This window comes from Caballeronia sp. INML1 (assembly GCF_023631085.1).
Lineage (GTDB): Bacteria > Pseudomonadota > Gammaproteobacteria > Burkholderiales > Burkholderiaceae > Caballeronia > Caballeronia turbans.
On the sequence record NZ_JALQDT010000061.1, the window covers coordinates 1 to 14,458 of the forward strand.

Annotated in this window: 13 protein-coding genes; 6 read left to right on the forward strand and 7 right to left on the reverse strand. The window is 64.7% G+C overall.

The genetic code is table 11. The annotated features are described in order from the left end of the window. Window positions 1-143 precede the first annotated feature (143 nt). The 3 genes from NCR38_RS24275 to NCR38_RS24285 all read left to right on the forward strand — a co-directional run bounded on the left by NCR38_RS24275 (window position 144) and on the right by NCR38_RS24285 (window position 1,885). Window positions 144-707, forward strand: a complete 564-nt coding sequence (locus NCR38_RS24275; protein WP_061119100.1) for a PAS and helix-turn-helix domain-containing protein — start codon at window positions 144-146, stop codon at window positions 705-707. A 102-nt stretch (window positions 708-809) separates the two neighbouring features. Beyond that, the gene (locus NCR38_RS24280) at window positions 810-1,271 is read left to right on the forward strand and encodes a GNAT family N-acetyltransferase (protein WP_061119101.1); all 462 of its coding nucleotides are present in this window, start codon (window positions 810-812) and stop codon (window positions 1,269-1,271) included. Further along, window positions 1,268-1,885, forward strand: coding sequence for an FMN-dependent NADH-azoreductase (locus NCR38_RS24285; protein ID WP_061119102.1), 618 nt, complete (start codon window positions 1,268-1,270; stop codon window positions 1,883-1,885). The genes NCR38_RS24280 and NCR38_RS24285 overlap by 4 nt, the downstream gene beginning before the upstream one ends. Here NCR38_RS24285 and NCR38_RS24290 read toward each other — a convergent pair. Further along, the gene (locus tag NCR38_RS24290; RefSeq protein ID WP_061119256.1) at window positions 1,882-3,351 is read right to left on the reverse strand and encodes a PLP-dependent aminotransferase family protein; all 1,470 of its coding nucleotides are present in this window, start codon (window positions 3,349-3,351) and stop codon (window positions 1,882-1,884) included. The genes NCR38_RS24285 and NCR38_RS24290 overlap by 4 nt on opposite strands. Before the next feature lie 102 nt (window positions 3,352-3,453). Here NCR38_RS24290 and NCR38_RS24295 point away from each other — a divergent pair, with 102 nt between their 5' ends. Beyond that, window positions 3,454-4,203: an SDR family oxidoreductase gene (locus tag NCR38_RS24295; protein ID WP_061119103.1), complete on the forward strand. Its 750-nt coding sequence runs from the start codon at window positions 3,454-3,456 to the stop codon at window positions 4,201-4,203. Window positions 4,204-4,257: 54 nt separating this feature from the next. On the opposite strand, the gene NCR38_RS24300 is transcribed toward NCR38_RS24295, so the two are convergent. After that, a complete protein-coding gene (locus NCR38_RS24300) occupies window positions 4,258-5,364 on the reverse strand; it encodes a porin (protein WP_250477723.1) in 1,107 nt (368 codons plus the stop codon). Between the two features lie 383 nt (window positions 5,365-5,747). Here NCR38_RS24300 and NCR38_RS24305 point away from each other — a divergent pair, with 383 nt between their 5' ends. Continuing rightward, window positions 5,748-5,951 (forward strand): hypothetical protein, encoded by a 204-nt coding sequence (locus tag NCR38_RS24305; protein WP_061119104.1) that lies wholly within the window; start codon window positions 5,748-5,750, stop codon window positions 5,949-5,951. 61 nt (window positions 5,952-6,012) lie between these two features. On the opposite strand, the gene NCR38_RS24310 is transcribed toward NCR38_RS24305, so the two are convergent. From NCR38_RS24310 to NCR38_RS24325, 4 genes are all read right to left on the reverse strand, one after another. Continuing rightward, window positions 6,013-7,989 (reverse strand): PhoX family phosphatase, encoded by a 1,977-nt coding sequence (locus NCR38_RS24310; RefSeq protein WP_061119105.1) that lies wholly within the window; start codon window positions 7,987-7,989, stop codon window positions 6,013-6,015. A 214-nt stretch (window positions 7,990-8,203) separates the two neighbouring features. Further along, complete coding sequence (locus NCR38_RS24315; protein ID WP_061119106.1) at window positions 8,204-9,232, reverse strand: alpha/beta fold hydrolase; 1,029 nt, start codon at window positions 9,230-9,232, stop codon at window positions 8,204-8,206. A gap of 54 nt (window positions 9,233-9,286) precedes the next feature. Then, the gene (locus NCR38_RS24320) at window positions 9,287-10,795 is read right to left on the reverse strand and encodes a M81 family metallopeptidase (protein ID WP_061119107.1); all 1,509 of its coding nucleotides are present in this window, start codon (window positions 10,793-10,795) and stop codon (window positions 9,287-9,289) included. Window positions 10,796-10,826: 31 nt separating this feature from the next. Further along, window positions 10,827-12,140: an MFS transporter gene (locus NCR38_RS24325; RefSeq protein ID WP_061119108.1), complete on the reverse strand. Its 1,314-nt coding sequence runs from the start codon at window positions 12,138-12,140 to the stop codon at window positions 10,827-10,829. Between the two features lie 120 nt (window positions 12,141-12,260). Between NCR38_RS24325 and NCR38_RS24330 the strand changes: the two genes are divergently transcribed. Continuing rightward, entirely contained in the window at window positions 12,261-13,244 is a 984-nt protein-coding gene (locus NCR38_RS24330) for a LysR family transcriptional regulator (RefSeq protein WP_061119258.1), read from the forward strand. On the opposite strand, the gene NCR38_RS24335 is transcribed toward NCR38_RS24330, so the two are convergent. Continuing rightward, the gene (locus NCR38_RS24335) at window positions 13,186-14,403 is read right to left on the reverse strand and encodes an MFS transporter (protein WP_250477724.1); all 1,218 of its coding nucleotides are present in this window, start codon (window positions 14,401-14,403) and stop codon (window positions 13,186-13,188) included. The two genes, NCR38_RS24330 and NCR38_RS24335, sit on opposite strands and share 59 nt — an antisense overlap. Between the last annotated feature and the right edge of the window lie 55 nt (window positions 14,404-14,458).

Here is a 14,458-nt window from a genome sequence, read left to right on the forward strand (position 1 = left end):
TGGAGCGAGTCGCGCATCAAGAAAGTGATGGGCGAAAACTGGATGCGCTTCTTCGGCGAAGTCTGGAACGTCTGATCCCGCGCGAAAGTTATCGGAACTCGGTGCTACGATAACTTTTCGCCAGACGCGGCGCGCTTCCCGATATGACCGACTCGACGCCCAAGCTCGACTACGAAGATTTATTCAGGCATTTGCCCGTTGCCGTCATCGTTGCGAGAGAACGGGTCATGGTGGATTGCAATTCGAGAGCCCTGGAACTCTTCAGGGCGACACGCGGCGACATCATCGGTCAATCGTTCTCGAAGCTCTATCCGCAGCGCAAGGACTTCTCCACCACCGGTCGCCGCCTCGCGCCGCTCCTTGCAAAGCATGCCCTCTTCAGCGATGACCGCATCATGCGGCGCATCGACGGCACGCACTTCTGGGTCACGGTTTGCGGCTTCGGCTATAACCCGAAGCGGCCATTCGAGCTTGCAATCTGGACGTTCACGGACCTGTCGCAGGGCACGAAGCAATCCGATAACGCGAGCATGCTGACCGAGCGCGAGCGCGACGTAGCCGCCCTGCTCGTTCACGGCATGACGAGCAAGGAGATCGGCAAGGAACTGAATATCAGTCCGCGCACGGTCGACATACATCGCGCGAGCCTGCTGCGCAAATACGGCGCGAGAGCGACACAAGACCTCATTGCCCGACTGCTGGCGTAGGGCGAACGCGAACGCTTGGCCTGGTCGAAAGATCGAATCTTGGCCCTTCAGCCTGTGCCATCGCGCGGATATCGTAGGTGTCATGCAACGTGGAGAACACGCATGAACACTTCGATCACCCTTCGGCATCTCGACACGCCCGACGAGTTGACGCGCGCCTTCGACGTCATGAAGGAACTGCGCCCGCATCTCACCGACGCCGACGCCTTCCGCGCGCAAATGCGCCGTCAACGCGAGGAAAGCTATCGCCTGCTCGCCGCATGCGACGATGGCGCGATTCTCGGTCTTGCCGGCTATCGCACGCAAACGAACACGCTGTACGGGCGTTTCGTCTATCTCGACGATCTCGTCGTGACGGCACGTCTGCAACGCAGCGGCATCGGCGCGCAATTGCTCGACAAGGTCCGCGAGATCGCGCGTCATTCACGCTGTGCGCATTTCGTGCTCGATACCGGCCTGCACATGGCGCTCGCTCAGCGCTTCTACTATCGCAATGGGCTGCTCGCGAAAGGCATGCGCTTCGTCGAAACGCTCGCCGCCAACGGCACGGAGGCCGCGCGATGAAAGTGCTTTTCATCAACGCGAGCCCGCACGGCGATGCGAGCCATGGCTATCGGCTCGCGCTGGAAATGATCGGCATGCTGCGCAAGACGACGCGCGTCGAAGTCGTCGAACGCGATCTCGCCGCGAAGCCGTTGCCGCCCATCACGCAGGACTATGCGCGCGCGATCACGTCGCGTCATCCGGATGCGAGCCCGTTCTACGTATCCGAGGAACTGGTCCGCGAAATCGAAACGACGGACGCACTCATCATCAACACGCCGATGCACAACTTCACCGTGCCCGCCGCGTTGAAGCTGTGGATCGACTACGTGCTGCGCATTCACCGCACGTTCGCGGCCACGCCCGAGGGCAAGGTCGGTCTGATGCGCGACCGGCCCGCGTTCGTGATCGTCGGATCAGGCGGGTTTCATTGCGGCGAGCACGCGCGACAACGCGATTTCCTCACGCCATATTTACGCTACGCGCTCGGCTCGATCGGCTTGCAAAGCCTGCACTTTCTCCTGCTGCAAGGACTCGTGCGCGGCGACGAAGCCGTAAACGAAGCGCTGCAATGCGCACGCGATGAAATCGCGCGCCACGCGCTTTTCGCCTCGGACGACGCCGTCACGCTCTAACCATCGTAGGCGCGTCGAAGCATGCGGGCGAGACGCGCGGCTTGCGCAGCATCGGCGACATTCGCGAAGCCGGCGACGATCCCGCGCAACGTATGCTTCGTGCGCCCGTTCAGGTACCACGCCGACAGCGCGATCACCGCAAGCCCCGCTTCACGCGCGCGGGCGGCCATCGCCATGTCGTCGATGGGACCGCCGCGTCCCTTCCGGAAGATCGCGACGAGATGCATGCCGCCGGTCGGCAAGTCGATCGCCACGCGATCGCCGAACGCCTTCACGATCGCGTTCGCGAGCAGCATGCGCCGCTCGGCGTACAGCGCGCGCATGCGCTTCAGATGCCGCGCGAAATGCCCTTGCGCGATGAAGTCGGCCACCGCCGCCTGATAGAGATAAGGCGAGCCCGCATTCATGCTCTTCGTGAGCTGCCCGAAGCGCGCGACGGCCCGCTCGGGCGCCACCACATAAGAGAGCCGCAAGCCCGGAAACAGCACTTTGCTGAACGTGCCGCAATAGATCACGCGATCGTCGCGATCGAGGCTTTTCAGCGCGGGCAGCGGACGACCGACATAGCGGAACTCGCTGTCGTAATCGTCCTCGACGATCCAGCTCCCCGCGCGGCTCGCCCAGTCGAGCAGTTTCATGCGTCTCGGAAGCGCGAGCGTCACACCGAGCGGACTTTGATGCGATGGCGTGACGAATGCGAAGCGCGCATCGGCATCGAGCGCAATGCCCGCATCGACGTCGAGCCCTTCGTGATCGACCGGCACCGGCACGAGCCGCACGCCCGCTTCGACGAGAAAGTTACGCGCGAGCAGATATCCCGGCTCTTCGAACCATGCGCGGTCCTCGGGCTTCGCGAGACTGCGCAGGACCAGTTCGAGCGTCGCGCGATATCCGTTCGTCACGAACACCTGCTCCGGCACGCAATCCACGCCACGCGAAAGACCGAGATAGGTCGCGATGCGCTCGCGCAACGGGCGATATCCGGAAGGATCGGGATACGTGAGCGCGGCGAGGTCCCCGCTGCGCGCGCGATACGCGACGAGCCGGCTCCATACCTTGCGCGGAAACGCATCGAGCGCGGGGAGACCCGGGCGCAAAGGTTTTGCGTCATTGCCGATATCGGCTGCGGGTTCGGCACGCCTGGCACGCGGCGCATCCGCGCGCTCGCGGTTCTTGCGCGCCGCGGACAGCGTGACGGCGCCCGGCAGCGACGACGACACGAACGTGCCCGCCGCGCCGCGCATCTGCAAATAACCCTCATCGACGAGAATGTTATAAGCCATCTCGACCGTGCCGCGCGCAGTATTCAGTTGCGTCGCGAGTCCGCGCAAGGCGGGCACGCGATCGCCTGGCTTCAGATGGCCCGCTGCGATCGCGGCCTTGAAGCGCTCGCAAATCTGCAGATAAATCGGCGCGGCTTCGTGCCGGTCGATCGATATGGTCAGCGTGTTCTTGGCTCGTGGCATGGCGCGGTTCATGGACTAGTCCGATCGACGATTCTTGTCTCTTTGTACTAAGCCATGATTGTCGCACAATGACTTCACTTTCACTTAACCGAGAGGTGCATCATGAAGATCGTCGTCATCGGCGGTTCGGGTTTGATCGGCGCGAAAACGGTCGCGATTCTGCGCGCGAAGGGTCACGAGGCTATCGCCGCGTCGCCGCGCAACGGCGTGGATTCGGTGAGCGGCGCAGGTCTGAATGAAGCGCTTCGCGGCGCGCAGATCGTGATCGATGTATCGAACGCGCCTTCATGGGCGCCGGACGACGTGATGGCGTTCTTCCGTACGTCGACCACGAATCTCGTCAAGGCCGAGGCCGCGGCGGGCGTGCAGCATCATGTCGCGCTGTCGGTCGTTGGCACGGACCGCATGCCGGACAACGGCTATTTCCTCGCGAAGGTCGCGCAGGAGAAGCTGATCGCGGAATCGGGCGTGCCGTATTCCATCATTCGCGCGACGCAGTTCATGGAATTTCTCGGCGGCATCGCAGATGCCGGGATGCAGGACGGCAAGGTGCATCTCTCGACAGGACAGTTCCAGCCGATCGCAGCCGATGACGTCGCGGCCATCGTCGCCGATGTCGCCCTCGCCGCGCCGTTGAACGGCATCGTCGACATCGCAGGGCCGCAGCGGGCGCCGTTGCATCGGATCGTCGGCCAGTATCTGAAGGCGCAGGGCGATGCGCGTGAGATCGTCGTGGATCCGAAAGCCACGTACTTCGGCGGCACGATCACGGAGGACTCGCTCGTGCCGACCGGCGCTGCGCGTCATGGAAACATCGCGCTGGAAGACTGGCTGAAGCGCGCGCGCTCCTGACCGGCGCAACGCTTTGCGGCATCGTTTCGCGCGTAGAAACGATGCCGGTGCTTTTCAGAACACGTGCATCATCCCGATGTAAGCGCCTGTCTGCGACTCGCCCGCCATCGGACTCGTGCCCGGTTCGGCGTCGCGCGGTGTCGCGAAGACCGAGAACGTGCCGTTCGCACTGTTGCGCACGTAGGCCACGGTGCCGTAGAGGAAAGTGCGCTTCGTGAAGTTGTAGGTCGTGCCGAGCGCGTAGAGCATCGCATGGCTCGCAGGATCGTGCGCCGCATCGCCCGCACCCGCGCCCACATGGATGTAGAAGCCCGCCGCGGTGACGGCCCAGGCGGGCGTCGCCTGATAAGTCGCGCCGAGCCAGTAGTGATCGGCGCTTTCGGCCACGCCTGCGGGCGAATCCGGTGCGGCGTAGTGCGTGTAGGCGGCCTGCACCTTCCACTTGTCCACCTTCACATTCGCGCCGACGAAGTACTCTCGCGACGCCTGAAAGATGTTGTCCAGCTTGCCGTCCTGACTGCGCAGCTCGTCGTAGATGCCGCGGACGTCGAGCGCCGGCGAGTGATACGTCAGCATGATGCCTTCGGAGCGGCCGAACTCGCCGGGCGCGCCCGAATTGAACGCGCCCGGCTGATTGCCGAACGCATACTGCCCTTGCACGTCGAAGCCATGAAACACGGGGCTGTGATACTCGACGTTATTGCTGGTCTGCTGCCAGTTGCGCCCGCGCACGAGCGACGCCGATGACACCGCCTGCTGCACGAAGGGATCGAACTCCCACACGCCGTCGCTATCGATAAAGAGGTTGCGGCCCGCCTGCAACTGGCCCCACGTCTTCGAACTCAGCCCGACATAAGCGCGGCGCGACCACAGGCGTCCGCCGCCGGTGGTGCCGTTCATGATCTGGATGGCGGTTTCGAGGTCGAAGACCGCGCTCAGGCCGGCGCCGAGATCTTCGTTGCCTTTGAGGCCCCACATGCTGGTGCCCCAGTCGCCGCCTTCGGCGCTCCATCGCGAGGCGCTGCCGCCCGTGCCGTTCGCAATGTGATTCAGATATTCGATGCCGCCATCGATCCGGCCGTACATCGTGACGCTCGTTTGCGCCCACGCGCCCGAGGTCACGAGAAGAAGGCCTGCCGCTTTCCAGAGACGAACTTTCATGGCCGACTGCACTCCATGCTGGCCCTGCCCGGTTGAGAGAAAACGATTGGCTGCACCTTAGCACCATCCGGTGAAGTCGGCAGAAATCGGCATCTGACGGGTTATTGCAATGACTTGAGCGCAAACGCCGGGCGTTACCGTATCGTTCGGATGACGAACGTTGCCATGCGTCGCTGCCCGCACCGGCCTCAGCGTTTCGGTCAGATGCAAACGTTTCATCGACTTCAACCGGCGGTTTTCGAACGCTCCACGTAAAGAAACGTTTACCCGTGCCGATAACCTGAAACAGAAGGAGCCGGACGATCGTTCCGGACCTTTTCGATATGCAAGACGAGTGTCCCGCAGCGGTATTCCGCGGGCCGATAACATCCGACAGAGAAAAAATGGTCTTCAGCTACAGGGACATGATGGTCACGCCGGCAGCGGTCCGGCATGGCGATGTGTTTGCCGCGACGGCGCGAATCCAGGATTTGAACGGAATGGAGCGTTCCGTGCGTTTGCCGGGCGAGTTTCCCAACGTGGAAGAAGCGATCCGCTTCGCAATCGCGGCGGGTTTCGAATATATCGATTGCGAGCAGCGCTGCTGACTCACGCAACGCCGCTGCATGACGAAGCGAAGCGCGATGCTTCGCTTCACATCACCTCACCTCATCGGCTCAGCTTGAGCGAGGCCGGATCGGCGGTCAGATAACCGACTGCCGCGCCGAAGCGATCCTTGTAGTTCGCGCGGATGAGCGGATCGAGCGTCGCCTGCACCTTGCCGTGCAGGGCCGTTTCCCAGTCGCCCGCGTGCTGGAAGTTGCTCATGATGTAGGTCCAGCCGTTGATCTCGTCGACCGCATGCAGCCCCGTCGATTCCGCGCCCGAAGGCGCCGACAGAATGCGCGTCAGCGATTTCGTATCGACGTTGTACGCCCACAGAAAGTTGTTGACGTGCGCGCCGCTGTCCTCGCCGATGAAAAGCGTGCGCAGCTTCTCCGAGAACTTGAGGTTATCCGGATTCGCGACGCGCTCCGGGTTCGCGAGATTGCCGAGCGCATCGGACGCAATGTCTTCGCCGACGAGCGCAGCCGGGGCGGCCATGTCGACCGGCACCCATTCGCTGTCGATCGCCGCGCCCGCGAGATCGCGCTGGCCGCCCTTCAGGTTGAACGCGTAGACGGCGCCGGCGGTGATGGCGCGATCGAGCGCGATGTCCGTCGAGTGCGCGTCGCCCTTCACCATCGACTTGACGATCTGCGACATCGCCGAATAGACGATCTTGTCCTTCGCGTTGACCGTCGTGCCTTCGAGTTTCGTGAAGCACATGCTCGCGCCGCGCCATGCGGCGTAGCGGTGCGTTTCCAGAAACGCGGCCGCCTTCTCCATGCCCGGCTTGATGCGAATCCAGTTGAACTTGCCGCCGAAATGAATGCGCGTATAGCTCGCATCCAGCGTCGGGCCGATCTTTTCGTCGGTGACGACGTCCATGATGTCGGCGATCGTCAGCGTGTCGGCGAGATGCTCGATCTCGTCGCTCGTCGCGTGGCCGAGGTTGAGCCAGGTGAGCGTGGCCGAACCCGCGCCCGCCGACGACGTCTGCGCGCACTTCGCGACATAGAGCGTGCCCGCCGAAAGATCCGCTTCCCTGTCGGCGACGAACATGAAGACGCCGCCGTTGGTCGCGTCATCGCCCATCATCACGGTGCGCTTGTCGGGCATCACCTGGATCAGTTCGTGCGAGATGCGGCCGAGGCAATAGTGCTTCGTGATCGTGCCGGTGCCGTCCGCGTGCACGGTGACTTCCGGCACATGGCCGTAGTGATACGGACGCGCTTTCGTTTCATCGCCGTAGAGATTCCTGCTGTAGGCCTTGAGCTGCGCGTCCGTCGACGAAACAGCCGCATCCGGCTCGTACTCTTCGCTCGACAAATGCGTGTTCCACGGCGACAGGCTCGCGCCGCACGTGATCCACAGGCCGTTCGCCTTCGACGTATCGACGTTCGCGTAGCTCACGAGCGAGAGCTTGCCGGTTGCCGGGTCCTGATCGAGCGTGAGCACGGCGATCGGCGACGGCAGGCGGCCGTACATGCTGACGGCGCTCTGATCGCGCGTCGTGTATTCGAACTGCACGACCGCGAACACGGCGTTGCCCTTCACGCCCTTCACCGTCGGATTGTCGATCCTGATGAGCGACGTGCCATCCGGGCAATCCGAGAAGAACTGGCGTTCCTTGCCCGGCGTGGAGCGGTCGATGATCGGCTGATTGTCGATATCGAAATAGCCGCCCGCCACGATGGTCCCGCCGGTCGTGTTCGGCACGACATCGCCCGTCATGAAGAACGGCTGATACGCGAGCTTGTAGGCGCGGTTGCTGCCGTCGCTGAAGTTCACCGTCATCGTCGATGCGACGGTGGTCCTGGCCATCGCGCCCGGATCGGCGAGCGTCGGTGCGGCCATGCCGGTGAACGTCGCCGTGGTGAAGGCGGCGGTCGGCGCGGGCGCGGGCGTGGCCGCGTTGCTGTCGCTGCCGCCGCATGCGGTGGCGAGCAACGAAGCGGTAGCCGCGCCGCCGAGCGGCAGCATCGGCGCGCCGGCGAGAATCTTGAGGGCTTTGCGGCGGGAAAGGTCGAGTCGCTGCGCCATGTGTGGTGTCGAGTCCTTGATTGTGGGTTGTGTACCGGCGATGAAAGTCCCTGCTTCAGGCCGTTGCGGCCCGATGTGCCGGTTGACGCGCTACTTTAGGAAACGAATGTGAAATGCGTTTGACAGGCCGATGTAATTGTTTCGTGTTTTGCCTGAAAGCGCGGGACTGTTCGACTCGAGGTCGCGGCGGGCACATTGCGCCCGCTCGCCCCCCTTACATCCGGTCTGCCTCGATCACCGCATCGGCGAAAGCCTTCGGCGCTTCCTGCGGCAGATTGTGTCCGATGCCGCCCGCGATATTCCGATGCTGATATTTGCCGGTGAACTTCTTCGCATACGCCGCTGGATCGGGATGCGGTGCGCCGTTGGCGTCGCCTTCCATCGTGATGGTCGGCACGCCGATCGTCGGCGCGGTCGCGAGACGCTGCTCCAGCGCGTCGTATTGCGCCTCGCCCTGCGCGAGCCCGAGACGCCAGCGATAGTTGTGAATCACCACCGCGACGTGATCCGGATTCTCGAACGACTTCGCCGAGCGGTCATACGTCGCGTCATCGAAATTCCATTTCGGCGATGCGAGTTGCCAGATGAGCTTGTTGAAATCGTGACGGTTCGCCTCGTAGCCCGCCTGGCCGCGATCCGTTGCGAAGTAGAACTGATACCACCACGCGAATTCGGCCTTCGGCGGCAACGGCGCACGATTCGCCTGCTGGCTGCCGATCAGATAGCCGCTCACGGAGACCATCGCCTTGACGCGTTCGGGCCACAGCGCCGCGATGATATTGGCGGTGCGCGCGCCCCAGTCGAACGCGCCGAACGTGGCCTGCCTGATCTTGAGCGCGTCCATCAACGCGATGATGTCCACCGCGACCACCGCTTGCTGGCCGTTGCGCGGCGTGTCGGCGGACAGAAAGCGCGTCGATCCGTAGCCGCGCAGATACGGCACGATCACGCGATATCCCTGCGCGACGAGCAACGGCGTCACGTCCGCGAAAGCGTGGATGTCGTACGGCCAGCCGTGCAGCAGAATCACGACGGGGCCGTTCGCCGGCCCCGCTTGCGCATAGCCGATATTGAGCACGCCCGCATCGATCTGGCGGATCTCCGCGAAGCCCGCTCCCGGCGATGCACGTTGCGCTGTCTGAGCGCGAACGAGGTCGCTCAATCCGAGCTGCATGGCGCCGACGCTCGCGATCGCCGTGCCGAGAAAGCGGCGGCGCCATGAGTTGATCTGATCATCCGGCATGTTGCGATACTCCTCTTTTTAACGTATTCAATGAGCGGAAAACAACGCGAACGATCATGCGGCCGATGCGCGCAACGCGGCGAGCGTCGGCCCCAGCGGGCGCACGCGCATCCGCGCATCGAGATTGCGCCACGGCAGATCGGCCGGATCGGCGGCCATCGGACCGGGCGCCTTCGCGACGAGAATGCGCGCCGCGATCGGCTCGAAATCGGCGCGGAAATGCACCGAGCTCTTGTTCACCAGAATTTTCATGCGTTCCGGCTCGATGCCCGCGACACGAAAGAGATTGCGATCGAACACCTGCATCTTGATGCTGCTCACCGCGATGCGCACGCCACCGATGCGCAGGCACGCGGTCGGCCCGAGTTCGCCCGACATGCCGTTGAGCATCGGGCCGTCGAAGCGGAAGCGTCCATCCGACAAATACTCGACTTCGAACTCGCCCTCAAGCGGTGAATCGCCCGGCACATTCGAGCCGCCGCCGAGCGCGAGCCGGATGCGCGCGCCCACGCCCGCGCGATGCGCCGCCCGCGCCGCCTTCTCGTCCCAGATGACGCCGACAGCCGCATCGCGCGCGTCGTTGCGCAACAGCGCGCGGACCATGCCCATCGTGTTCGAATCGCCGCCGACGCCGGGGTTGTCCTGCGTATCCGCGATGATCACGGGCTTCGTCGCGTCGCGGCTCGCCTCGATCGCTTCGCGCGCGGCTTCGTCGGGCGAAAGAAACGGCACGTCCCAGCGCGCTTCGTCGTTCACGAGCGTCGTGTAGAGCGCATCGACGGCTTCGTCGGCGGCCTGCTGATCGAACGCGTAGCCCCAGAACACCGGGCCGCACTCGTCGAAGTCCGATGCGGGAAAGCCCGGCGCGAACGACAGCGACACGACTTCATCCTTTTCGAGCGATTCGAGCGTGCCGTACATGCCGCGCGCCGGCTCGACGAGCGTGCACATGCCGTTCACCGGAATCAAGAACGGCACGCGGCGCATCGCGCGCTTCAGAGGCTCGCCATGCGCGATGCGCCGCGCGAGCAGATGCGCCGCGCGCAGGCCGGTCTGCGCCATATCGACATGCGGATACGTGCGATACGCGACGAGCGCATCGGCGAGCGCGACCATGCGCGCGGTGACGTTCGCATGCAGATCGAGCGACACGACGAGCGGCATGTCATCGCCGACAATGCCGCGCACGCGCGCCAGCAACTCGCCTTCGCCATCGTCGAGATGCTCGGTGACCATCGCGCCGTGCAGGTCGAGATAGATCGCATCGAAGCCGCCCGCGCGCACACGATCGACGATCGTGCCCGCGATGCGCTCGTACGCATCTTCCGTCACATGCGCCGATGCGCTCGCGCCCGCCCAGATCACGGGAATCAGTTCATGTCCCTGTGCCTCGGCCCACTGAATGAAACCGCCGATCGGCACGTTCACATCGCGCAGCTTGAGCACATCGTCGCCGTGCGCCATCGGCGGAAATCCTTCGCCCTGGATGAAGCTCTGATAGCTCGCCTTCGTCGGCGCAAAGGTGTTCGTTTCGTGCTGGAATCCTGCGATCAGGATCTTCATGACCGATGTCCTCGTAAGTGTCGATTGATGTTCAGGCCGTGCGCGCGCTGGCCGCGGCGACCGTGCGTTTGTTCGAGAGAATCAGCACGCATGCAAGCGCCGCCATGCACGCCATCACGAGCAGGCCGCCGTTCGTGCTGCCGGTCGCGGACTTCACCCAGCCGATCACGGCCGGCCCCCAGAAGCCGCCCGACAGGCCGATCGTGTTGATGAGCGCGATGCCGCCGGCCGCCGCCGGGCCGGAAATCGTTTCGGACGGAATCGCCCAGAAGACCGTGTAGGCCATCCACATGCAGGCCGTGGCGAGCGTGAGCAGCGTGAGCGTGGCGACGAGATTGCCCGATGCATACGGCGTCAGCACCAGCAGCGCGGCAGCGGCGAGCGCGGGCAGCGCGCTGTGATAGCGGCGCTCGCCGACCTTGTCGGAGCGTCGTCCGGCCGCGTACATCGCGACGGCGGCAGCGACGTAGGGAATCGCGACATACCAGCCGAGGCGGATCGTGTCATTTACCCCTTGGTCTTTGATGAGCGTCGGCAGCCAGAAGCTGATCGCGTAGATCGGAAAGATGATGCAGAAGTACGCGATCGCCAGCAGATAGATGCGCGGATTCTTCGCGATTTCCCTGAACGACTCGATGCGATGCGACGCGCCGCCGTGCCCTCCGACTTCCGCCTCGACGAGACGCTGCTCGTCCTGCGTGAGCCAGCGCGCATCGCCCGGACGATTCGCGAGCACGCGCCACACGAGTGCGCCCAGCGCGATGCACGGCAAGCCTTCGACGAGAAACATCCACTGCCAGCCGGCCAGTCCGCCGACGCCCGCCAGCGAAGAGATCAGCCACGCCGAGAGCGGCCCGCCGACGACCCCGCCGAGCGGCCCCGCGACGAACACGAGCGCAATCGCGCGCGCCATGCGCTTCGGCCCGTACCAGCACGAGAGGTAATAGATCATGCCCGGCGCGAAGCCGGCTTCGAATACGCCGAGCAGGAAGCGCATCGCGTAGAACGCGGGCACGTTGCGCACGAAGAGCATGCACGCCGACGTGATGCCCCACAGCACGAGAATGCGGCTGAACGTGAGGCGCGCGCCGATTTTCGGCAGCATCAGGTTGCTCGGAATCTCGAACAGCACATAGCCGATGAAAAAGATCCCGGCGCCGACGCCGTACGCCGCATCGGAGAAACCGAGATCGCTTTGCATCTGAAGTTTCGCGAAGCCCACGTTCACGCGGTCCAGATACGCGAACATGTAGCACGCGACGAGGAGCGGCAGGAGCCGCCAGTTGATCCTGCTGTAGAGCGCCGAAACGGCATCGCCGCCTCGCAAGGTCTGTATCGTGGACATCCGCGTCTCCTGGTTTGTCTCCCCCAACGGGTGAAGCCATGTTGAGCGCGGGCGAGCGTGCTAGCAAGAGCAACTAAGTTCACGTATCGTTGCCCTGTGAGCAACACTGAGCCAATGACCATGCGCGAAATCAATCAGCAACGCCTGCGTTACTTTCATGAAGTGCTGTCGCACGGCACGATTCGGGGGGCGGCGGATCACCTGAATACGTCGCCGTCGGTGATTGCGCGGCAGATCAGACTGCTCGAGGACGAGCTCGACACCACGCTCTTCGAGCGCGAGCCGCGCGGCGTGCGGCCGACCGAGGCGGCGTTTCATCTGCTCGAATTCTGGCGCGGCTATCGCTCGCAACAGGAGAAGCTCGAAGACCAGTTGCACGCGCTGAAGGGGTTGCAGCAAGGGCAGATACGGCTCGCCGTGAGCGAAGGCTATGTCGATACGCTCGTCGACGACGTGCTCGCGCCGTTCTGCGCGCGCTATCCGCGCCTCGAAATCGACATGCAGATGCTCGCCGTCGACGACCTGCTGGAAGAAGTCGCGCAAAGCCGCGCGCATATCGGGCTTGCGTACAACCCGCCGCCGCACGAGCGCATCGAGAGCCGCGCGAGCTCGCCGCAGCCGGTCGTGCTGCTCGCGCGGCGCGATCATCCGCTCGCGCTACGCGGCGGCGTCGCGCGCATTCGCGATCTGCTCGACTATCCGCTCGCGCTGATGCCGCCGACGTTCGGCATCGGCCATGTCGTGAAGATGCTGGAGACGACCGACGATCTCGCGATCCGTCCGACGCTCACGACGAACTCGCTCGGCGCGCTCAAGCGCTTCGTCGCCGCGGAAAATTTCATGACGCTGATCGGCGAATTCGCCGCGTATCGGGAACTGGCGAGCGGCGAGCTGACGACCATCCCGATCGCGCATCCGCTCTTCGAAAGCGCGCAGGCGAAGCTGCTCGTGAAGACGGGGCGTCCGCTCGCGGCGGGGCCGCAGGAATTGCTCGACTGGATTCTCACGCGAATGCCGATGTTCGCGCGCCCGTCCGCTGCGAGCGTCAAACGAGCGCGCCATCGGGCACATCGGCGAGACGCGCCGCCGGAGAAACCGCGATGATCCACGCCTGCACGACGAAGCCCGCCGCCGCCGCGACGAGGCACGGCCCCATGCCGAAGCGCGCGCTGATCGCCGCGCCGAGCAGCGCGCCCAATGGCCGCGCGCCGTAGGTCGCCGTGCTGTTGAGCGCCGAGACGCGGCCCATCATGTTCGCGGGCGTGATGGCCTGGCGCAGCGTCGTCGAGCCGACCGTCCACAGGATCGGCCCCGCGCCCAGCAGAAAGAAGCTCGATGCCGCGAGCCAGAACGACGGCACGGCGAGCGTCGCCACCATCGCGAGCGATGCGGCCAGCCCGCAGAACGGCCCGACGAGCAGCATGCGGCCGAACGCGATGCGCCGCGCCACGGCCGGCGCCGCGAGCGCGCCGCACACCATGCCGACGCCATACGCGCCGAGGGTGGCGCCGATTGCCGATGCACTCAGGCCGAGCCGCTGCACCGCATAGGGCACATAGACCGACTGCAACGTGAAGAAGCCGATGTTGAAGAACACGGCGGTGGCGAGCATCGGGCGCAGCAGCGCATCGCCGCCGACGAAACGCGCGCCTTCGCGCAACTCGATGAGGAAATGGCGCGCGGCGGCGTGGTGGCGCGGCGGTTCGCGTAATCCCGCGAGCAGCACCGCCGCCGCTGCCGAAAAGCCCGCCGCGCAGCCATACGCCCAGCCCGCGCCGATCCATCCGACGATCAGCCCGCCCAGCGCCGGCCCCGCCGAATACGCGGCGCTGCGCGCAAGCTCGATGCGCCCGTTCGCGGCGGGCAGCGCGGCGCACTCGACGAGCGCCGGCACGAGCGCGGGCGCGGCGACGTTGTAGGCGACCGTGCCGGTCGCGCCGAGAAAACCGAGCAGCGCGAGCAGCGGGAGCGTCAACGTGTGCGTGAGGACGAGCAGCAGCACGCAGGCCATCGCGAGCGCGCGGGCGCATTCGGCGGCGGCCATCAGCGTGCGGCGCGAGCGGCGGTCGGCGATCACGCCGAGCGGAATGGACATCAGCAGGAACGGCAGCGTCTGCGCGCTCTGCAAGAAACCGATATCGACGGCGGACGCGCCGAGCGCGAACACGGCGGCGAGCGGCGCGGCGGCAAGGCCGATCTGTTCCGCCGATTGCGCGAGCAGATTCGACCACGCGAGGCGTTGAAACGAAGCGGGGAAGCGCATCGAAGTGACTCCGTGACAGGCTGGGAAAACTCATCGTCACGGATGCGGCGCGCGC

Bases quoted from the DNA above. Each gene is read 5' to 3' on its own strand.
- NCR38_RS24285 (WP_061119102.1), top strand. From the start codon at position 1,268: ATGAAAGTGCTTTTCATCAACGCGAGCCCGCACGGCGATGCGAGCCAT.
- NCR38_RS24315 (WP_061119106.1), bottom strand. From the start codon at position 9,232: ATGCCGGATGATCAGATCAACTCATGGCGCCGCCGCTTTCTCGGCACG.
- NCR38_RS24280 (WP_061119101.1), top strand. From the start codon at position 810: ATGAACACTTCGATCACCCTTCGGCATCTCGACACGCCCGACGAGTTG.
- NCR38_RS24290 (WP_061119256.1), bottom strand. From the start codon at position 3,351: ATGCCACGAGCCAAGAACACGCTGACCATATCGATCGACCGGCACGAA.
- NCR38_RS24310 (WP_061119105.1), bottom strand. From the start codon at position 7,989: ATGGCGCAGCGACTCGACCTTTCCCGCCGCAAAGCCCTCAAGATTCTC.
- NCR38_RS24320 (WP_061119107.1), bottom strand. From the start codon at position 10,795: ATGAAGATCCTGATCGCAGGATTCCAGCACGAAACGAACACCTTTGCG.
- NCR38_RS24305 (WP_061119104.1), top strand. From the start codon at position 5,748: ATGGTCTTCAGCTACAGGGACATGATGGTCACGCCGGCAGCGGTCCGG.
- NCR38_RS24295 (WP_061119103.1), top strand. From the start codon at position 3,454: ATGAAGATCGTCGTCATCGGCGGTTCGGGTTTGATCGGCGCGAAAACG.
- NCR38_RS24325 (WP_061119108.1), bottom strand. From the start codon at position 12,140: ATGTCCACGATACAGACCTTGCGAGGCGGCGATGCCGTTTCGGCGCTC.
- NCR38_RS24335 (WP_250477724.1), bottom strand. From the start codon at position 14,403: ATGCGCTTCCCCGCTTCGTTTCAACGCCTCGCGTGGTCGAATCTGCTC.
- NCR38_RS24330 (WP_061119258.1), top strand. From the start codon at position 12,261: ATGCGCGAAATCAATCAGCAACGCCTGCGTTACTTTCATGAAGTGCTG.
- NCR38_RS24300 (WP_250477723.1), bottom strand. From the start codon at position 5,364: ATGAAAGTTCGTCTCTGGAAAGCGGCAGGCCTTCTTCTCGTGACCTCG.
- NCR38_RS24275 (WP_061119100.1), top strand. From the start codon at position 144: ATGACCGACTCGACGCCCAAGCTCGACTACGAAGATTTATTCAGGCAT.